Source organism: Paraburkholderia unamae, assembly GCF_003268775.1.
Lineage (GTDB): Bacteria > Pseudomonadota > Gammaproteobacteria > Burkholderiales > Burkholderiaceae > Paraburkholderia > Paraburkholderia unamae.
In genome coordinates, this window is the sequence record NZ_QLSU01000001.1 from 592,786 (window position 1) to 612,271 (window position 19,486).

The 19,486-nt window shown below is 65.4% G+C and carries 20 protein-coding genes; 5 read left to right on the forward strand and 15 right to left on the reverse strand.

Translation table 11 applies throughout. The features are described from left to right. Positions 1 to 9: 9 nt before the first annotated feature. The 6 genes from C7401_RS02495 to leuC all read right to left on the reverse strand — a co-directional run bounded on the left by C7401_RS02495 (position 10) and on the right by leuC (position 7,509). On the reverse strand, positions 10 to 2,436 hold the full coding sequence (locus C7401_RS02495) for a FimV/HubP family polar landmark protein (protein WP_112169742.1): 2,427 nt from the start codon (positions 2,434 to 2,436) through the stop codon (positions 10 to 12). 218 nt (positions 2,437 to 2,654) lie between these two features. Then, positions 2,655 to 3,776, reverse strand: coding sequence for an aspartate-semialdehyde dehydrogenase (gene asd, locus C7401_RS02500; protein ID WP_112169743.1), 1,122 nt, complete (start codon positions 3,774 to 3,776; stop codon positions 2,655 to 2,657). A 322-nt stretch (positions 3,777 to 4,098) separates the two neighbouring features. Next, the gene (gene leuB, locus C7401_RS02505) at positions 4,099 to 5,166 is read right to left on the reverse strand and encodes a 3-isopropylmalate dehydrogenase (RefSeq protein ID WP_069261384.1); all 1,068 of its coding nucleotides are present in this window, start codon (positions 5,164 to 5,166) and stop codon (positions 4,099 to 4,101) included. Positions 5,167 to 5,201: 35 nt separating this feature from the next. Beyond that, positions 5,202 to 5,852 (reverse strand): 3-isopropylmalate dehydratase small subunit, encoded by a 651-nt coding sequence (gene leuD, locus C7401_RS02510; RefSeq protein ID WP_112169744.1) that lies wholly within the window; start codon positions 5,850 to 5,852, stop codon positions 5,202 to 5,204. A gap of 102 nt (positions 5,853 to 5,954) precedes the next feature. Then, positions 5,955 to 6,095, reverse strand: a complete 141-nt coding sequence (locus tag C7401_RS44240; RefSeq protein WP_165841777.1) for a hypothetical protein — start codon at positions 6,093 to 6,095, stop codon at positions 5,955 to 5,957. A 4-nt stretch (positions 6,096 to 6,099) separates the two neighbouring features. Beyond that, entirely contained in the window at positions 6,100 to 7,509 is a 1,410-nt protein-coding gene (gene leuC, locus C7401_RS02515) for a 3-isopropylmalate dehydratase large subunit (protein ID WP_112169745.1), read from the reverse strand. A gap of 647 nt (positions 7,510 to 8,156) precedes the next feature. Between leuC and C7401_RS02520 the strand changes: the two genes are divergently transcribed. After that, positions 8,157 to 9,065, forward strand: coding sequence for a MipA/OmpV family protein (locus C7401_RS02520; protein ID WP_258396805.1), 909 nt, complete (start codon positions 8,157 to 8,159; stop codon positions 9,063 to 9,065). Here C7401_RS02520 and C7401_RS02525 read toward each other — a convergent pair. Then, a complete protein-coding gene (locus C7401_RS02525) occupies positions 9,062 to 9,493 on the reverse strand; it encodes a hypothetical protein (protein ID WP_133254410.1) in 432 nt (143 codons plus the stop codon). The genes C7401_RS02520 and C7401_RS02525 overlap by 4 nt on opposite strands. A gap of 164 nt (positions 9,494 to 9,657) precedes the next feature. Here C7401_RS02525 and C7401_RS02530 point away from each other — a divergent pair, with 164 nt between their 5' ends. The 3 genes from C7401_RS02530 (at position 9,658) to C7401_RS02540 (ending at position 11,522) form a co-directional block, all read left to right on the forward strand. Next, positions 9,658 to 10,644, forward strand: a complete 987-nt coding sequence (locus C7401_RS02530; protein WP_112169747.1) for a TerC family protein — start codon at positions 9,658 to 9,660, stop codon at positions 10,642 to 10,644. Between the two features lie 126 nt (positions 10,645 to 10,770). Then, complete coding sequence (locus C7401_RS02535; protein ID WP_112169805.1) at positions 10,771 to 11,058, forward strand: TFIIB-type zinc ribbon-containing protein; 288 nt, start codon at positions 10,771 to 10,773, stop codon at positions 11,056 to 11,058. A gap of 56 nt (positions 11,059 to 11,114) precedes the next feature. Next, positions 11,115 to 11,522 carry a tellurite resistance TerB family protein gene (locus C7401_RS02540; RefSeq protein ID WP_112169748.1) on the forward strand — a complete coding sequence of 136 codons (408 nt, stop codon included), beginning with the start codon at positions 11,115 to 11,117 and terminating at the stop codon, positions 11,520 to 11,522. A 130-nt stretch (positions 11,523 to 11,652) separates the two neighbouring features. Here C7401_RS02540 and C7401_RS02545 read toward each other — a convergent pair whose 3' ends face one another. The 4 genes from C7401_RS02545 to C7401_RS02560 form a co-directional block, all read right to left on the reverse strand. Further along, a complete protein-coding gene (locus C7401_RS02545; RefSeq protein ID WP_112169749.1) occupies positions 11,653 to 12,309 on the reverse strand; it encodes a response regulator transcription factor in 657 nt (218 codons plus the stop codon). Between the two features lie 62 nt (positions 12,310 to 12,371). Beyond that, positions 12,372 to 13,688: a sensor histidine kinase gene (locus C7401_RS02550; protein WP_112169750.1), complete on the reverse strand. Its 1,317-nt coding sequence runs from the start codon at positions 13,686 to 13,688 to the stop codon at positions 12,372 to 12,374. A 72-nt stretch (positions 13,689 to 13,760) separates the two neighbouring features. Further along, complete coding sequence (locus tag C7401_RS02555) at positions 13,761 to 14,255, reverse strand: hypothetical protein (RefSeq protein WP_112169751.1); 495 nt, start codon at positions 14,253 to 14,255, stop codon at positions 13,761 to 13,763. A gap of 234 nt (positions 14,256 to 14,489) precedes the next feature. After that, a complete protein-coding gene (locus C7401_RS02560; RefSeq protein ID WP_112169752.1) occupies positions 14,490 to 15,338 on the reverse strand; it encodes an alpha/beta fold hydrolase in 849 nt (282 codons plus the stop codon). Between the two features lie 172 nt (positions 15,339 to 15,510). On the opposite strand from C7401_RS02560, the gene C7401_RS02565 reads away from it, so the two are divergent. After that, positions 15,511 to 15,975 (forward strand): VOC family protein, encoded by a 465-nt coding sequence (locus tag C7401_RS02565; RefSeq protein ID WP_112169753.1) that lies wholly within the window; start codon positions 15,511 to 15,513, stop codon positions 15,973 to 15,975. Positions 15,976 to 16,110: 135 nt separating this feature from the next. On the opposite strand, the gene gltA is transcribed toward C7401_RS02565, so the two are convergent. The 4 genes from gltA to C7401_RS02585 form a co-directional block, all read right to left on the reverse strand. Continuing rightward, entirely contained in the window at positions 16,111 to 17,412 is a 1,302-nt protein-coding gene (gltA, locus tag C7401_RS02570) for a citrate synthase (RefSeq protein ID WP_112169754.1), read from the reverse strand. Positions 17,413 to 17,498: 86 nt separating this feature from the next. Then, positions 17,499 to 17,765, reverse strand: a complete 267-nt coding sequence (locus C7401_RS02575; RefSeq protein WP_112169755.1) for an FAD assembly factor SdhE — start codon at positions 17,763 to 17,765, stop codon at positions 17,499 to 17,501. Positions 17,766 to 17,780: 15 nt separating this feature from the next. After that, positions 17,781 to 18,482, reverse strand: a complete 702-nt coding sequence (locus C7401_RS02580; RefSeq protein ID WP_112169756.1) for a succinate dehydrogenase iron-sulfur subunit — start codon at positions 18,480 to 18,482, stop codon at positions 17,781 to 17,783. Positions 18,483 to 18,510: 28 nt separating this feature from the next. Next, a partial coding sequence (locus C7401_RS02585; RefSeq protein ID WP_116609687.1) for an FAD-binding protein occupies positions 18,511 to 19,486 on the reverse strand: 976 nt, incomplete at its 5' end.

A 19,486-nucleotide genomic window follows, 5' to 3' on the forward strand; every position in this document is an offset into this window, starting at 1 on the left:
TGTTCGGCGTCAGGAAAGCGGTGCGAGCGTCGACAGCAGCGCCTGCGCGTCGCCGCGCGTGGCGTGGTCGTTCGACTCGATCACTTCGTTGATGAGCGAGCGTGCGCCGGCCACGTCGCCAAGCGCGATGTACTCGTGCGCGAGATCGAGCTTGTTGCGCGCAATGCGCGCGAGTTGCTCGGGCGTGAAAACCGGCAGCGGCTCGGCCGAATCGGGCGGCAGATTCAGGTCGAAGTCGAGCGTGAGCGCGCCGAAGCGCGGTGCAGCGAGACCCGCGAGCGCGCCCACGCCCGCCGTGCCCGCCTCGATGGCCTCGCCCGCCAGCGGCTCAGGCGGCTCGTAGAACGGCGAGGAGAATCGCGCCGACGCTTCGGGCGTGGCCACGGGCTCGGTCGAGAGCGGGGCCGTAGGCACGACCGGCTCCCCAGGCTCGACGACGCGCGGCGGCAGCGCCATGTCAATGTCGCCCAGCGCATGAACGGCATCTTTCGGAAATTCGGTCGGTACTTCGGCGTAATTCATGTCTTCTACGGGGACTGCCGGTGTTTCAGGTTCGTTCGGCAACGCCGACGGGCGCTGCAATGCTTCGGTTTCTTGCTGCGCATGGAGGGTGGGCGCCTCGTGCACCTCGTGCGCCTCGTGTTCCTCTCGCGCCGCATCGCCGCCGAAATCCAGCGCCAGATCGGGCGTGGCGGGTGCCGCGACGTGGGCAGGCTCTTCCAGCGTGCGCGCAAGCACCTCGGCGTCTTCGGCCGAGCGCGGCGTAGTGAGGCTCTCGGGAGGCAGCGCCGCTGCGCCCAGTTCCGCAGCGGCGGCGAGGCTTGCCGCATCGGTTGCGTCGGCAAGCGTCTGCGGCTCGCCCGGTTCTACGCCGCGCGGGAGTTCGTCGTGCGATGCGTGATGTTCCTGCGCGAACGGCGGCTCTTGCAGCTCTTGCGGCTCTTGCGCTTCCTGCGGGGCCGCCGGTTGCAGCGGCTCGGAAAGCGTGGGCGGCAACGCGTCAGCAGCGGCGCGACTCGCCGATTCGGTGGCGTGATCGGGTGTCTCGTCGCGCTCCAGCGGCTCGGAGGTGACGACCGGCGTGGGGACCGGCGTGATCGTCACTGCGTCTTTTTCGGGCGCGGCTTCGCTCACGCCCGGTTGCGCTTCGGCGCGGGCAATCGGTTCGCGCAATGCCGGCGAGACCTCCGGCAACGCAGCGGCGGCAGCAACCGCCGCGGCAGCCACAGGGGCGGCGGGCGTTACGGACACAGCGGGCGTTACAGGTGCGGCGGGAATAACCGGTGCAACGGGTGTCGGCTCCGGCGTTGCTTCGGCGGGAGCCTGCTCTGCGGGCTTGCGGCGCTTGCGCGTGAGCAAACGCACGAGCAGCGCGAGCAGCACCACGACAACAGCCGCCACCACGCCGATCGAAACCGGCGTGAGTTCAACTTGCCCGCCGGTTGCGCCCGCGTGACCCGCGCCTGATTGCACAGGTGCGCCGCCTTGCGCGGCGGGCGCGCCTGCGGAGGCACCATTTGCGCCGGCCGCCGATTGGGCCTGCTGTGCCGGTTGCGCCGATTTGCCGATGCCGTGCTGCTGCAACGCCATCAGCACGCGGTTCTTGAGCGCGAGGAGCTGCTGGAGGCTGGAAACCGACACGGGCGCGGGCGCAGTCGTCGCGCCCTGCGCGGGAGCGGTCGCCGTCGCGCCACTCGCAGCGGGCGCCGTCTGGATCGCGCCGCTCCACACGTGGGAGTCGCTGGCCGAAGCGGCCGCCGTCGGGGCGCTCGCGCCAGCCGTTGCCGCCGATGCGCCGGAAGCCGATTGCACGGCCGCTTCGGGGCCGCTTGCCGCGACCGTCGATGCACCCGCGACAGCAGCCTGTGCCGCGCTCGCGCCAGCCGCTGCGACAGATGCCACAGCGGCCGCCGTCGAAGCCGCCGATACGGCCTGGGCAGCCGCGCTCGAAGCGGCGGCGGGCGCGCTGACGGGAGCCGCAGCGGAAACCGGCGTCGATGCCGATGCGGCGACTGCGGGCGCGGCAGGCGCAGTGGCCGTGGAAGCGGCGGCAACCGCCCCCGAAGCCGCAGTCATGCCGGCCGCCGCGCTCGAAACGTCCGGCGTAGCGGGCACGCCCAGCGCCGCGCCCACGCGCATGCGGCTGGGGTCGTGCTTCATGAACGCATCGGGATTCGCGTCGAACAGCGCCTGGCTCATTCGTGCGAGCGTCGCCTTGTCGTGCGATTGCGTCACGTCAACAGCGACGTCATGCAGCGACTGGCCGGGACGCACGGTGTAGTGCCCGATGATGCTCACCGGCGCGCTCGCCGCCGCAGCGGCCTGCGCACCGCTCGCGCCAGCGGCAGCAGCGGCACCGCTCGTACCACCAGCGCCACCTTGTGCCGCGGCAAGGCTACAGAACACCAAACTCGTGGCCGCCACAACGGCGCGCATTACTCGCCGCCCTTCGGCGCGCCTCGCGCGAGGCGCGGCGGAAACAGAATCAAATCGAACGATCATCAGTTGCCCTGGCATACCGCTCTTGCGGCTGTCGATCAAATGGGAATGTGCTGCGGGGCGGTTGCAATCTCGATTGCAATAAAAAAAGCGCCGCGACTGGCGCGGCGCTTTTCACCCTGTCTACGCGTCATCAGGCGCGTAGTTTAATTCATTCACTTGTCGAGCAGAATGCGCAACATGCGGCGCAGCGGCTCAGCCGCGCCCCACAGCAGCTGATCGCCCACCGTGAAGGCCGACAGATACTCGCCGCCCATCGCCAGCTTGCGCAGACGACCGACCGGCACCGACAGCGTGCCCGTGACCACGGCCGGCGACAGATCGCGCATCGACGCTTCGCGCTCGTTCGGCACGACCTTGACCCAGTCGTTGGCCGAAGCGAGGATGCCGTCGATCTCGTCGAGCGGCACGTCCTTGTTCAGCTTGATCGTGAGCGCCTGCGAGTGGCAGCGCATCGCACCGATACGCACGCACAGACCGTCGACCGGAATCGAGCCCGGCTGGCCCATGGCCGGCTTGCCGAGAATCTTGTTGGTTTCCGCGCCGCCCTTCCACTCTTCCTTCGACATGCCGTTGCCGAGGTCCTTGTCGATCCACGGAATCAGCGAGCCTGCGAGCGGCACGCCGAACTGGCTGGTCGGCATGGCGTCGCTGTTCATGGTGGCGAGCACCTTGCGGTCGATGTCGAGAATCGCCGACGACGGGTTCGCCAGGTCGGTCGCGACAGCCGCGTTGAGCGCGCCCATTTGCGAGAGCAGCTCGCGCATGTTCTGCGCGCCCGCGCCCGAAGCCGCCTGATACGTCATGGCCGTCATCCAGTCGACGAGGCCTTCGCGAAACAGGCCGCCGAGCGCCATCAGCATCAGGCTGACCGTGCAGTTGCCGCCGACGAAGTCCTTCTGGCCCTTGACGAGCGCATCTTTGATGACGTCGAGGTTGACCGGGTCGAGAATGATGACGGCGTCGTCCTTCATGCGCAGCGCCGAGGCCGCGTCGATCCAGTAGCCGTTCCAGCCTGCCGCGCGCAGCTTCGGATACACCTCGTTGGTGTAGTCGCCGCCCTGGCAGGTGATGATGATGTCGCACTTCTTGAGCTCGTCGACGCTGTTCGCGTCCTTGAGCTTCGTCTCGTTTTTGGCGAACGACGGAGCCGCGCCGCCTGCGTTGCTGGTGCTGAAAAACACCGGTTCGATCAGGTCGAAATCGCGTTCTTCCTGCATGCGCTGCATCAGCACGCTGCCGACCATGCCGCGCCAACCTACGAGACCTACGTTCATGACTAACCCTTGAGATGGACACTTCCCCGCTTCGCTCGCCCGGCGTGGCCGCGCGGGGAAGATGAGCGGGCACGACGAGCGATCAACGAATGGTGATCGTTTTGATAATCGTTTTCGTGGTGATGGCGAGCGAAATCACGCGAGCCGTGCCGCGGATGTTCGTAACAGTCGTGATCGGGGAGATCTTCGCCATCGAAGCAATATACACGAAACAGTCAAATTACGCGGAAAAAACCACACTTTCCGCTATTTGCAACGCCCGTTCTTCAGGCGCGCGAAACAAAAAAGGGCACGCCTGCAACAGCGTGCCCTTCGTGCGACTTTACAGCGCGGCGATCACGGCGTCGCCCATCGCCACGGTGCCGACCTGCTTGCAGTCCGGCGTGACGATATCGGCGGTGCGATAGCCTTGTTCCAGCACCTTCTTCACCGCGCTCTCGATACGGTCCGCCTGTTCCGGGCGGCCCAGCGAGTAGCGCAGCATCATGGCCGCCGACAGGATCGTGGCGAGCGGATTGGCAATGCCCTTGCCCGCGATATCCGGCGCCGAGCCGTGCGACGGCTCGTACAAGCCCTTGTTGTTCTTGTCGAGCGAGGCCGAAGGCAGCATGCCGATCGAGCCCGTGAGCATCGCGGCTTCGTCCGAAAGAATGTCGCCGAACATGTTGCCGGTCACCACCACGTCAAACGCCTTCGGCGCCTTCACGAGCTGCATGGCCGCGTTGTCGACGTACATGTGCGAGAGCTCGACGTCCGGATATTCCTTCGAGACATCGATCATGATGTCCTTCCAGAACTGCGACGTTTCGAGCACGTTGGCCTTGTCCACCGACGTGAGCTTCTTCTGGCGCTTTTGCGCGGCCTGGAACGCCACGTGAGCGATGCGGCGCACTTCGGGCTCCGCATAGCGCATCGTGTCGAAACCTTCGCGCGCGCCCTTGAAGTTGCCGTCCGGCGCTTCGCGCGTGCCGCGCGGCTGGCCGAAGTAGATGTCGCCGTTCAGTTCGCGCACGATCAGGATGTCGAGGCCCGAAACGATTTCCGGCTTCAGCGACGACGCACCCGTCAGTTGCGGATAGCAGATCGCCGGGCGGAAGTTCGCGAACAGTTCCAGATGCTTGCGCAGGCCGAGAATGGCCTGCTCCGGACGCAGCGCGCGCTCGAGCTTGTCGTACTTCCAGTCGCCCACGGCGCCGAACAGGATCGCGTCGGCCGACTTCGCCAGCGCCAGCGTGGCTTCGGGCAGCGGGTGGCCGCTCGCCTCGTAGCCCGCGCCGCCAACGGGCGCTTCTTCCAGTTCGAACTTTTCGCCCAGTGCGTTGAGCACCTTGACGGCTTCCTTGACGATCTCGGGACCGATGCCGTCGCCCGGCAACACTGCAATCTTCATCCTGTGTTTCCTCGCTGTATTTCGTTCTGCGTTGATCAGATGACGCGGTTGTTCAGCCACGGCTGGCGCGCGAGGCGCTCGGCTTCGTACTGGCGGATCTTGTCGGCGTGACGCAGCGTGAGGGCGATGTCGTCGAAGCCGTTCAAGAGGCAGTAGCGGCGGAACGCTGCGACTTCGAACGGATATTCCTTCGAGCCGTCGGTCGTGCGCACGACCTGCTTGTCCAGATCGATCGTGAGCTGGAAGCCGTTGAACGCGTACGTTTCGTTGAACAGGTGGTCGACGTCGGACTCGGAGAGCACGATCGGCAGCAGGCCGTTCTTGAAGCAGTTGTTATAGAAAATGTCAGCGAAGCTCGGCGCGATGATCGCGCGGAAACCGTACTGGTCGAGCGCCCACGGCGCGTGCTCGCGCGAGCTGCCGCAACCGAAGTTCTTGCGCGTGAGCAGCACCGATGCGCCTTGATAGCGCGGCTGGTTCAGCACGAAGTCCGGGTTGAGCGGGCGCTTCGAGTTGTCCTGACCCGGCTCGCCGTGGTCGAGGTAACGCCATTCGTCGAAGGCGTTCGGGCCGAAGCCGGTGCGCTTGATCGACTTGAGGAACTGCTTCGGAATGATCGCGTCGGTATCGACATTCTCGCGATCGAGCGGCGCCACAACGCCGGTGTGTACGATGAATTTTTCCATGATCCGTGATCCTGATGGATGCTGATCGGGCCGGGGCGTTCGATGGTTTCGTCGCGCCCCGGCTACAAGCCGTGCTGGCTGTGAAAGGCTGTGAGGCGTGCGTCAGAGCTTGCGCTGGACGGCGCGCGCGGAGCCGCTGATGTCCTCGCCCACGCCGGCCACCGTGTTGCAGCCTGCGAGTGCGAGGAGCCAGCCCGCCATCACGAACAGCGCCACGCGGCGCGTGATCGCATTGACCTTCATGGCCTTACCCCAGCTTGCGAATGTCGACGAAATGACCTTCGATCGCCGCGGCGGCAGCCATGGCCGGGCTCACCAGGTGCGTGCGACCGCCCGCGCCCTGACGGCCTTCGAAGTTGCGGTTCGATGTGGACGCGCAGCGCTCGCCCGGCTCCAGCCGGTCGGCGTTCATGGCGAGGCACATCGAGCAGCCCGGTTCGCGCCATTCGAAGCCCGCGTCGACGAACACCTTGTCGAGGCCTTCGCGCTCGGCCTGCGCCTTCACGAGGCCCGAGCCCGGCACCACCATCGCGAGACGGATGTTCGACGCCACGCGGCGGCCGAGCTTCTTCACGACGTAGGCGGCGGAGCGCAGGTCTTCGATACGCGCGTTCGTGCACGAGCCGATGAAGATCTTGTCCGGCTTGATCGACTCGATCGGCGTGTTCGGTTCGAGCGCCATGTATTGCAGCGCGCGCTCCATCGCATCGCGCTTGACCGGGTCCTTTTCGCGCTCGGGGTCGGGCACGCGGCCGTCGACGGAGGTCACCATTTCCGGCGAGGTGCCCCACGTCACCTGCGGCACGATGTCGGCCGCGCTCAGTTCGACCACGCGGTCGAAGTGCGCGCCGTCGTCGGTGCGGAAGGTCTTCCAGTAAGCGACGGCCTGATCCCATTCCGCGCCCTGCGGCGAGAACGGGCGGCCCTTCAGGTATTCCACCGTGGTGTCGTCCACGGCGACCATGCCCGCGCGCGCGCCGGCTTCGATCGCCATGTTGCACACGGTCATGCGGCCTTCCATCGTCAGGCCGCGGATCATCGAGCCGCCGAATTCCATGGCGTAGCCCGTGCCGCCCGCCGTGCCGATCTTGCCGATGATGGCGAGCACGATGTCCTTCGCGGTGCAGCCGCGCGGGAGCGTGCCCTCGACCTTCACGAGCATGTTCTTGCTCTTCTTTTGCAGGAGCGTTTGCGTGGCCAGCACGTGCTCGACTTCCGAGGTGCCGATGCCGTGCGCGAGCGCGCCGAACGCGCCGTGCGTGGACGTGTGCGAGTCGCCGCAGACGATGGTCATGCCCGGCAGCGTCGCGCCCTGCTCGGGACCGACGATGTGGACGATGCCCTGACGCAGGTCGTTCATCTTGAACTGCGTGATGCCGAAGGCGTCGCAGTTCGAATCGAGCGTGTCCACTTGCAGCTTCGACACCGGGTCGGCGATGCCGTGGCTGCGGTCGGTGGTGGGCACGTTGTGGTCGGAGACGGCCAGGTTCGCGCTGATGCGCCAGACCGGGCGCTCATGCAGCTTCAGGCCTTCGAAAGCCTGCGGACTGGTGACTTCGTGCAGCAACTGACGGTCGATGTAGAGGAGCGTCGTGCCGTCGTCTTCCGTGTGGACCACATGCGAGTCCCACAATTTGTCGTAGAGCGTCTTTGCCATGGTATGCGGGGAATGTTTGTCTGCGGGCAATACTGTGTGAATCGATTATGCCACGCGAAACCCGCCGGCTACAGGGCTCATTGTGAAAAAAGCGATAAAAAACAGGGGGTTATGCTGGTAGTCGCGATACCTGTATCAGCGTTACCCGGCGAGCGCGGGCGGCAAGACGAAACCGGGCCGCAGAAATAGGGATGCGCCGGCCCGACTGCGACCGGCGCAAGATGGCTACCGCTGTGAGGGCGGTGGAACATGGAACCGGATCGCGCGACACAGGGGGGAGCCGCTCGACCGAAGTCCATGACTGTCTAACGGCACGCCGGGCAAAGGGTTTAATCGGGGCACATGCCGATTGCGCAATGCGTTGACAACGCGTCGACAACCGGGCGTCATGCACCAGCATGGCGCAAGCCTCTGCACGATTAAAATCAAATAGGCATCCTGATTAATTGCCTGCTCAATCGCGCCTTGAGATGCCGGTTCAGCCTGCGGGGCGTGCGCGAGGCGGCCATGAGAACCCGGGCGGCCCGCCGGCCCGGCGTTCGGGCACGACGCTTGCGAGACGAGCGCGCCCGCCCGTTGTTCAGCCTGGGTTTGCTACGCGCTGAAAAGAACAACGCCGCGGCCGGTCAGGCAAACACGGAGGCTTCATGCCATTCGCAATGCGCTCGGCGCAACAAAGAACAAACAGAACAGGCACCACGGCATCGCGTCACACCTCGCGACGCGCGGCGCTCGCGGCCGCAGCGTGCGCCTGCGCCGCGCTCGCGCCGCGCGCCCAGGCGCAGACGCCCTCGCCGCTCGGCGAATGGCAATATTCCGCCGGCATTCCGCTCGAGAAGCTCTTTCAGCCGAACCGCCCCGACCTCGAGGCGCGCCTTGGCGTGGGCACGACCTTCGAGCCGCGCTACGACGGCTCGGACCGTTATCACATGCTGGTGGGACCGAGCATCGACGTCCGCTACAAGGACATTCTGTTCGGCTCGACAGGCGAAGGCTTCGGCGTGAACGTGCTCCAGGGGCAGAACTGGCGCATGAGCGTGGCCGCCGCCTACGACCTCGGGCGGCGCGGCCACGACGACCCGACGCGCCTGAACGGGCTCGGCAACATCAACCCCGCGCCGGAAATGAAGATCGCGGGCGAATACGTCGTCTCCAAGGACTTTCCGCTCGTGTTCCGCGCGGCCTTCACGCGCAGCTTCGGCGGCTCGAACGGCTGGACCGCCGACCTCGGCGCCTACATGCCGCTGCCTGGCAGCAACGAGACGTTCTATTGGTTCGCGGGCCCCTCGGTTACTTTCGCCGACTCGAACTACATGCAGAGCTGGTTCGGCGTGACGCCGCAGCAATCGGTCGCTTCGGGCTACCGGCAGTACAACGCGAGCGCGGGTCTCAAGTCGGCCGGCTTCGGCATCACGATGGTCTACTTCGTGAACAAGCACTGGTTCGTGAGCGCGGACGGCGCGATCAAGCGCCTGTTGGGCAGCGCCGCGCACAGCCCGATCATTCAGACGAAAACGGGCGGCGTTTGCGACGTTTCGATTAACTATCAGTTTTAGCGGCAGCCAAGCGCGCGGTACTCCTTCTCCGCATCCCTGCGCTGGTTGTAGCGCTGCTGCGTATTTTCCTGCTCCCCGGAGCGGCCGTAGTTCGGCACGACCGCATTGGCCTGATCGGTCCCTGCCGGTCTGAATGCGTGGTCATACTCCGCCGCCACTTCCTTGCAGCGCTTCGTCAGCTCGCTCGCCCGATCGCTTGCAGCAGGCGCGGTCGCAATGCCCATGTTCTGCTGGAGCGGGCTGCGATATTGGCGTGGGCTCGCGTCCGGCGGCGCGAGGTTATCCGTCGTTTGTGCGTGCGCTCTGCTTGCCATCGTCAGCAGGCAAAGCACGGCGAGAAGGCAGCGGGCAATCATGGCGTCGAGGGGTATCGATGTGGACAAAAGGCGAAATCGTATCCGCGTCGCGCTGTTGCATGCCTGATCCACGTCAACGCGTACACGCCGGGCGGCATCGCACCGGCCCGATCTCATTCAGCGATCATTCTTCGTAGCTATCCTGACCCGATGGGCCGCGGCCCATGCGGCTGACGGCGGCAGGCAACCCCTGCGCAAACAGCGGCCTCTTCCCCACTTCTCGCAAAGGATCGACCATGCTTGCGCCGCTCGTCACGGCTCCCTTTCTCGGGCAGCCGGTATGGCTCTGGGTAGCATTCCTCACGGTCGTGATCGTGCTGCTCGCGCTCGATCTCGGCGTACTGCATCGCGACGATCACGAAATCGGCATTCGCGAAAGCCTGTGGCTCTCGCTCGGCTATATCGCCGTGGGCGTGCTGTTCGGCGCCTTCGTCTGGTGGCAGCTCGGCGTGGAGCGCGCCACTGAATACATCACCGGCTATCTGATCGAGAAGTCACTCTCGCTGGATAACGTCTTCGTGATCGCCTCGATTTTCGGCGCGCTCGCCGTGCCGCGCGCGCTTCAGCACCGCGTGCTGTTCTGGGGCATCGTCGGCGTGCTGGTGCTGCGCGCGCTCATGGTCGGCCTGGGCGCGGCGCTCGTTACGCAGTTCGAGTGGATGCTGTTCGTGTTCGGCGTGTTCCTCGCCGTGACCGGCGTGAAGATGCTGTTCGGCTCGAAGGAAGAGACCGGCGTGGAGGACAGCGCCATGCTGCGCTGGCTGCGCCGCACATTGCCGCTCACGCCGCAGCTCGAAGGGCGCGCGTTCCTCGTGCGGCGCCCGCACCCGCGCACCGGCAAGCCCGCGCTGCTCGCCACGCCGCTGCTGCTCGCGCTGCTGATGATCGAGTTCGCCGACCTGATCTTCGCCGTCGATTCGATCCCCGCGATTTTCTCGATCACGACCGATCCGTTCATCGTCTATACGAGCAACATCTTCGCCGTGCTTGGCCTGCGCGCGCTCTATTTCGCGCTCGCGGCCATGGCGCACCGCTTCTACTACCTCAAGCACGCGCTTGCGCTGGTGCTCATCTTCATCGGCGCGAAGATCTTTCTGGTCGGCATCATCGGCAAGATTCCCGCCTTGCTCAGCCTGGGCGTGACGGCGGCGCTGCTCGCGGGCGGCGTGGTGGTGTCCCTATTCAGGACGCGCGAGACGAACGACACACTCGGCGCATCCTGAGCCCGCCTCGCGCTCCTCATTCTTCGCTCATTTTTCTCTGCGAGGATGGGTTCCATCGAAGCCGCATTGCCCGCCACACAAGGCGATGCGGCTTCCGATGACCTGTCATTCAATACGGAGCGCATCATGAAATGCCCGAACTGTCCCGACGTTACCCTCGCGCTCTCCGAGCGTCAGGGCGTGGAACTCGACTACTGCCCGCAGTGTCGCGGCGTCTGGCTCGATCGCGGCGAACTCGACACGCTGATCGAACGCGCGGGCAACTCGCGCCGCAGCGACGAAAGGGATGCGCAGGCAGGCCGCCATCAGGGTTCGGGTCATGGGCAAGGCGACTACGCCCCACGCCGCGCCCATGACCGCCACGGCGGCTACGAGCGCCGCCGCAAGTCGTGGCTCGGCGACCTGTTCGACTGAGGCACGCCGCGCTTCAACGATTCCATCGACGTCACGCTTTGAGAGGATTCCTTACCATGCGTACCTATACCTGCAACAGCCCGCAGGCCGCGGGCCGGATCGTCGCCATCGCCCTCCTCGCTGACGGCCACCTGAGCAGCGAAGAACTGGCCGCCGTGCATCGCGCGCGCATTGCCGACCGGCTCGGCCTCGCGCCCGGCGAGTTCGGCACGATCGTGCAAAGCCTGTGCGAAGACCTGCTGACGAGCTCGCACCTGAACTGGAGCGACGCGTGCAAGCTCGACTCCGACGTGATGCAGCAGGTGATGCGCGAGCTCGACGACCCCGCGCTGCGCGCCGAGGTGCTCACGCTCTGTCATGTGGCGGTGTATGCGGACCGGCATGTGGCCGAAAGCGAAGTCGCGTTGCTCGCCTCGCTCGGCCGCGCGTGGCAGAAGGAGCCGTGGCAGCGCCTGCTGGCCTGAGTTGGGATGCGATGCGCGCCTTCCCCCGCGCATCGCTTCACGCGGCGCCCCTCGCACGCCGCGACTTTTCTTGCGCGCTCCTGTTGCGCGCTTTTTTTTGCACGTTTTTTTGCGTGCTTTTATCAGGTCCTCACGCGCATACGGCCCAGCCAAGCCCGCGTACGTTGCGGATCACCGCGTGGCCGAACTTGCGGCGCACGCTATAAATCACGGCATCCACCGCATTGCTTTCCACCTCTTCGCCCCAGCCGTAGAGCCGTTCTTCGAGTTGCTGACGCGAGAGAATCGCGCCGGGCCGCTCCAGCAGCGCGAGCATGAGCGCGTATTCGCGCGCGGAGAGATCGTCGGCCTGGCCGTCGAACGTGAGACGGCGAGCGTTCATGTCGAGCGTCACGCGCCCGCTGCCCATCGTCGGCGAGGCAAAACCCGCCTTGCGGCGCACCACGGCGCGAATGCGCGCGAGCAGTTCCTTGCTCTCGAAGGGCTTCACGAGGTAGTCGTCCGCGCCGAGGTCGAGGCCTTCCACGCGCGTGTCCACGTCGTCGCGCGCGGTGATGATGAGCACGGGCGTGGCGTCCTGGGCTTCGCGCAAGCCGCGCAGCACGTCGAGCCCGCTCATGTCGGCCAGGCCCAGATCGAGCAGGACGGCCGTGTACGAGCCGTCGCGAATCGCCGCGCGTCCGCTTTCGCCCGTGCGCACCCAGTCGACGCTGTACGAAGCGTCCTTCAACGCGCGCAGTAGCGCCGGCCCGATCAGCAGATCGTCTTCGATCAGCAGAATGCGCATCGTGTCCGTCCTTCCATTTCCTTGCTTTCCCGGATTTTGCCTGACTTCGCGCGCTGCGCCGCTCACGCGCGCGGCAATTCGATGCGCGCGACGATGCCGCTTTGCCCGTCGCCGCGGTTGGCGAGCGTCACGCGCCCGCGATAGCTCTGCGCCAGCGCCTGCGCGATGGCAAGACCCAGGCCGCTGCCCTGTGTATCGTGGCCGCCCACGCGGAAAAAGCGGTCGAACACGCGCGTCAGATCGGCCTCGGCAATGCCCGGCCCGTTGTCGGTCACTTCGATCACCACGGTCTTGTCTTCGCGCCGCACCGCGACGTCCACGCGCGCGCCTTGCTGGCCGTAGCGGATCGCGTTATCCACGAGATTGCGCACGAGCGCGCGCAGGTCCGACTCGGTGGCGCGCACGCTCACGTCGTCGAGGCGCTCCACGCCCAGATCGACACTGCGCGCGTCCGCGAGCGGCAGCAAGTCGGCCAGCACGTCGGTCACGAGTTGCGGCAGCGGCACGTCGGTGAGCACGCGCTGCGCGCTGCCGATTTCGGCGCGCGCGAGACCCAGCAGTTGCGAAACAAGCGAGCCGGTGCGCACGATGCCGCGCCGCAGTTCCTCGAAGCGCTCCGGATACTGCTCCGGCGGCGCGTTGCGCAGATTGTCGATCTGCAACTGCATCGCGGAAATCGGCGAGCGCAACTCGTGCGCCGCGTCGGCGATGAACTTGCGCTCCGCATCCACGAGCACCGCAAGGCGCTCGATCATGCGGTTGATCGACTCGACGAAAGGCCGCAGTTCGAGCGGCGCCTGCGCGACTTCGAGCGGCTTGAGGTCGTGCAGGTCGACGTTTGCCGCGCGCCGCCCGCTGCGCTCGAGCGGTCGCAGCGACACACGCACCGTCACGGCGATCGTGAGCGCGAGCAGCGGCAGCAGCGCGAGCACGGGCAGGAGGCTCCAGAACGCCACGCGCAGGGCGTTGCGGTTGCGCATGCTGCGAGATTCGGCTACCTGAATGTATTCGTCGCCGGCCGCGAGCGCGAACACGTCCCACGCCTCGCCGTCGTACTCGATCGACGAGAACCCGCTTGGCGCGCGCGGCAGCGCGAGCCGCGCGTTGCTCGTGCGGCTCGGCGCGTCGCCGTCGTCCGCGGACCAGATCTGCACAACGAAATCGTCGGATGGCTGCCGCTTGCCCTGCGGCTCCGTGGCGAGATGCCGCGTGCCCGCCTGCACGTGCGCGGCCGCGTCGCGCAAGCTGGCGTTGAACTCGGTGGCGAGGCTGCGCACGACGAGGAAGGTGCCGAGCGCGCCCAGCACGCCAACGAGAATCGCGAGCGTGCCGATCGCAATGCTCAGGCGGCGATGCAGGGAATGCGCGGCGAAGAACATGGAGCGTCTCGGGTGGGGAGGCGCGCTCCATCATAAAGGATTCGCGGCGCGCTTCAGGCTGCGCCGCGTGTTTCAGCGATGCCCGCCGCCGCCCATGCCGCCTGCGTGTCCCATCCCGCCCCAGACGCCGCCGTGACCACCGTGAAAGCCGCCATGGAAGCCGCCGTGCATGCCCGAAACCGGGTGCATGTGCGGGCCGCCGGGGGCGACGTGATCCATGTGATGAAAATGATGGAAGTGGTCGACGAATACGAACGAGCCCCCGATGAACACCGGCGGCCACGTGCCGTACCATGGACCCGCGTACCAGGTCGTCGCGTCGGTCCATGCCACGGGGTAGACCTCGGTGCCGTCGTTGCTCTGGACGATCTGCCAGGTGCCGTCGGGCTGCAAGCACGCGAGACCGCTGATTAACTGCGGCGCGCCGTCGATCTCGGCCGTGCCCGTGACGGTACGGCATGCGGGTGGCGGGTAATACGACCCGTCCGCGGCCTGCTGCGAAGCAACCGGCGTCGAGCAGGCGCCCAGCAGACAGACCAGCAGATTGAAGGCGAGAAGTTTGCGCATGATGTCGCCCCTCGCGATGGACCGGCCACGCGGCGCGCGAAATGCGCGCCGACGCCGTGAAGACCCCATCTGTACGCCTTGCATGCCCACGCGAGCGCTTTGCGCGCACGTGGGCGTGTCATCTGCAAAACGTGGGGCGTGGCGGCGCTATTCCCTGGACACGGCGCGTGCGTGCCCGCACCCCGATTACCCATTGTTTCTACTGCGGTTTCCACTGCCCCGCCGGGGCGCCGCTCATGCCTGCCACTGCGTCACGAATGCGCGGATATCCTCGTTCACGCGCGCGGCCTGATTGAAGTACATGCCGTGCGTGCCGCCTTCGTAGACCTTCAGCGTCGCGCGAGCGAGCGCGGCCGCCGTGGGACGGCCGGTGATCTCCAGCGGCGCCGAAGCGTCGCAATCGCCGTGCAGCACGAGCGCGGGCACGTCGAGCGCGGCCAGTTCGCGGCGGAAGTCGGTTTGCATCTGCACGCGGGACAGTTGCGCCGCCGCGAAGAGCGACGTGCCCAGCATCATGTCGGCCGTCCATTGAATTGTCGTGCGCGAGGTGCCGGGGCTGAAGTAGGCTTGCGCGCGGCGATCGATCCAGTCGGGAAACGACGTCAGCATTTCGTCGATCGAGTCCTCGAAGAGGCTCGCGTCGAGGCCGCCAGGATTGTCGGCACGCTTGAGCAAACACGGCGTGGATGCCGGTGAGACCAGCACGATGCCGGCCACGCGCCGCGCGCCGTGGCGGCTCAAATAGCGCACGATCTCGCCGCTTGCGAACGAATGACCCACCAGGCTCACGTGCTCAAGTCCGCGTGCGTCGAGCACGGCTTCGAGGTCGTCGGCCAGCGTGTCGTAGTCGTAGCCGCGGCCCGGATCGCTCGAACGACCGTGGCCGCGACGGTCGAACGCCACGCAGCGCAAGCCTCTTGTCGCGAGCGGCGCGCATTGGTAGTTCCACATGTCGGCGTTGAGCGTCCAGCCCGAAAGGAACACGAGCGGCGCGCCTTCGCCCCAGTCGCGGTAATGCAGCGCCGTGTCGCTGTCGACGCGGATATAGCCGGGTTGGCGGGCATTGAGGGTGTCGCGTGCCATGGTCGTTGCTCCTTGCGGTTGGGTGATCCATGAGCCACATGGTCGACGACGACGTGCGCGCCGGCGATTACGTCGGAGGTAATGGCCACGCACCCGGCGCAAGAACGTGCTGCGCGCACCCGCACCCCGCCGGTGCTAGATTCTTCACACGTACTGCCCCAAGGAGACAAGCATGAGCAACACCTCACCGCGACCGACCTTTGGTTCCGCCATCTATTACCGCGATCCGCTCGCCGCGCTCGACTGGCTCGAAAAGGCCTTCGGCTTCAAGCGCCAGTTCGTCGTGACCACGCCGGACGGCAAGCTGTGTCACTCGGAAATGCGCTTCGGCGACGGCTACCTGATGATCTGCGGAGAATGGCCCGGCATGCCCGCCACGCCGCCCGGTTCGCTCGAAGGCAAGAACACACAGTCGGTTCACGTCCAGTTGAAAAGCGGGCTCGACGCGCACTGCGAGCGCGCGCGCAGCGCGGGTGCGAAGATCGTGCGCGAGCCGGACGACCAGTTCTACGGCGACCGCGTGTACGCGGCCTGCGACCCCGAAGGCCACATGTGGAGCTTTGGCGAAACGGTGCGCGAGGTCACGCGCGAAGAGGCGGAAAAAGCGAGCGGGCTGAAGATCGACGGCTGGGTGTGAGCGCGGCCGTTGGCGGTTGGCTAGTAGCCGCTCGCCCCAAAGAAAAACGCCCCGACGGGTCATAACCCGTCGGGGCATTTGCGTGACTGCTTGCACGCGGCGCGCCATCTGGCGCGCGGCATGGCAAAGCGAAGCTTAGCGCTGAGCGATCGGCTTGGCTTCGCGCGGCGTTTCGCCGATGAACAGCTGACGCGGACGGCCGATCTTTTGCTCGGGGTCGGCGATCATTTCGTTCCACTGTGCAATCCAGCCCACCGTACGTGCCATCGCGAAGATACACGTGAACATCGAGGTCGGGATGCCCAGCGCGCGCTGCACGATACCCGAGTAGAAGTCGACGTTCGGGTAGAGCTTGCGCGACACGAAGTATTCGTCTTCCAGCGCGATCTTTTCGAGCTGCATGGCGAGCTTGAACAGCGGGTCGTCGTGCAGGCCGAGTTCGTTCAGCACTTCGTAGCACGTTTCGCGCATGAGCTTCGCGCGCGGGTCGTAGTTCTTGTACACGCGGTGACCGAAGCCCATCAGCTTCACGCCCGAGTTCTTGTCCTTCACTTGCTTGATGAACTCAGGAATCTTGTCCGGCGAGCCGATTTCTTCCAGCATGTTCAGTGCGGCTTCGTTCGCACCACCGTGCGCCGGGCCCCACAGACATGCGATACCGGCAGCGATACACGCGAACGGGTTCGCGCCCGAGGAGCCAGCCAGACGAACCGTCGAGGTCGAAGCGTTCTGCTCGTGGTCGGCGTGCAGGATGAGGATACGGTCGAGCGCGCGCACCAGCACGTCGTTGACCTTGTACTCTTCGCACGGGTTCGAGAACATCATGCGCATGAAGTTCGCGCTGTACGACAGATCGTTCTGCGGGTACACGAACGGCTGGCCGATCGAATACTTGTACGCCATGGCGACCAGCGTCGGCAGCTTCGCGATCATGCGGATTGCCGACACTTCGCGGTGCTTCGCGTTGTTGATGTCGAGCGAGTCGTGATAGAACGCGGACAGCGCGCCGACTGCTGCGACCAGGATCGCCATCGGGTGCGCGTCGCGGCGGAAGCCGCGGAAGAAGAACTGCATTTGCTCGTGAACCATCGTGTGCTGCGTGACGGTCTTCACGAACTCTTCCTTCTGTGCCGCGTTCGGCAGTTCGCCGCGGTACAGCAGGTAGCAGGTTTCGAGGAAGTCAGCGTTTTCCGCGAGGTTGTCGATCGGGTAGCCGCGGTAGAGCAGCTCGCCCTTGTCCCCGTCAATGTACGTGATGGCCGAGTTACACGCCGCCGTCGACATGAAGCCCGGGTCATACGTGAACTTGCCGGTCTGACCGTACAGTTTGCGGATGTCGATCACATCCGGGCCCATCGTGCCCTTGTAGATCGGCAGTTCGACGCTCGGCGAATTGTCGCTGAACGATAGCGTGGCTTTTACATCAGACGGGGTCATAGCACATCCTCAATCGAAGATAAACACAGGATTCGATAGTTTTGCACGTCCGGCGCGGCGCCCGCTCACTGCGGGCACTGCCGCGCTCAGACGTTCCGGAGCAGATCCAGCACCCGCTTCACGTCCGGGTCGGCAAGGTCGCCTTCTGGTTCCTTGCGTGCGAGCAGCAAGTCCATCAGGTCGTTATCGCTCAGCTCGAGCAGGCGCGTAAGCGCACCCACGTCGGCGTCGCTGAGTTCATGCTCATAGCGCTCGAAAAACCGCTCGAAAATCAGATCGTTTTCGAGCAGGCCGCGCCGCGCACGCCAGCGAAGGCGTGCGCGGCGATGAGGGTCAGACTGGTGCGATTCCATTTCAGAACAGCAACATCAAACCGCGCGGCGGAACATCAGTTCCTTGATCTTGCCGATCGCCTTGGTCGGGTTCAGGCCCTTCGGGCAAACGTCGACGCAGTTCATGATCGTGTGGCAACGGAACAGACGGTACGGGTCTTCCAGGTTGTCCAGACGGTCACCCGTGGCTTCGTCGCGGCTGTCCGCGATAAAGCGGTAAGCCTGCAACAGGCCTGCCGGGCCGACGAACTTGTCCGGGTTCCACCAGAAGCTCGGGCACGAGGTCGAGCAGCTCGCACACAGAATACACTCGTACAGGCCGTCGAGTTCGTCACGCTGCTCAGGCGACTGGAGACGCTCCTTTTCAGGCGGCGGCGTGTCGTTGATCAGGTACGGCTTGATCGAGTGATACTGGTTGAAGAACTGCGTGAAGTCGCAGATCAGGTCGCGCACGACGGGCAGGCCCGGCAGCGGACGCAGCACGATCTTCGCCGGCAGGTCGTTCAGGTTGGTCAAGCAGGCGAGACCGTTCTTGCCGTTGATGTTCATGGCGTCCGAACCGCACACGCCTTCACGGCACGAACGGCGGAACGACAGCGTTTCGTCCACTTCCTTGAGCTTGACCAGCGCGTCGAGCAGCATGCGCTCGTGCGTGAGTTCCAGCTCGTACGTCTGCATGCGCGGCGCTGCGTCCTTGTCCGGATCGTAGCGGTAGACTTCAAAAATACGTTTGGCCATTTCCGATTCCTTGTGACTGGCTTGTGCCTTAGAACGTACGCGCCTTCGGCGGCACGGACTCGACGGTCAGCGGCTTCATGTGAACCGGCTTGTAGTCAAGACGGTCTTTTTCGCTGAACCAGAGCGTGTGGCGCAGCCAGTTTTCGTCGTCGCGGTGTTCGTAGTCGCTCTGTGCGTGCGCACCACGGCTTTCCTTGCGGGCTTCAGCCGAAACCATCGTTGCGCGCGCAACTTCGATCAGGTTCGCCACTTCGAGCGCTTCCACGCGCGCCGTGTTGAACACCTTCGACTTGTCCTTCAGGTGGATGTGCTTCGCGCGCTCGGCGATCTCGGCGATGTCCTTCACGCCGTCTGCCAGCAGCTTCGAGGTGCGGAACACGCCAGCGTGCTTCTGCATCGAGCCGCGGATGTCGTTCGCGACGCTTTGCGCGTACTCGCCCGAGGTCGACTTGTCGAGTTCGGCGAGGCGTGAGAGCGCGAAGTCGGCGGCGTCGGCCGGCAGCGGCTTGTGATCGCGCAGCTCCTTCACGTGCTTGACGATGTGGTTGCCGGCCGCACGGCCGAACACCACGAGGTCGAGCAGCGAGTTCGTGCCGAGGCGGTTCGCGCCGTGCACCGACACGCACGAGCATTCGCCCACGGCGTAGAAGCCGTTGACGACTTCTTCGTGACCCTTCGGCGTGCCAACGACCTGACCGTTGATGTTCGTCGGGATACCGCCCATCTGGTAGTGGATGGTCGGCACAACCGGGATCGGCTCCTTGATACAGTCGACATTCGCGAACTTCAGCGCGATTTCGCGGATCGACGGCAGACGCTTCATGATCGTCTCGGCGCCGATGTGCGAGAGGTCGAGCAGCACGTGATCCTTGTGCGGACCCACGCCACGGCCTTCCTTGATTTCCTGGTCCATCGAACGCGAAACGAAGTCGCGCGGCGCCAGGTCCTTCAGCGTCGGCGCGTAGCGCTCCATGAAGCGCTCGCCGTTCGAGTTGCGCAGAATG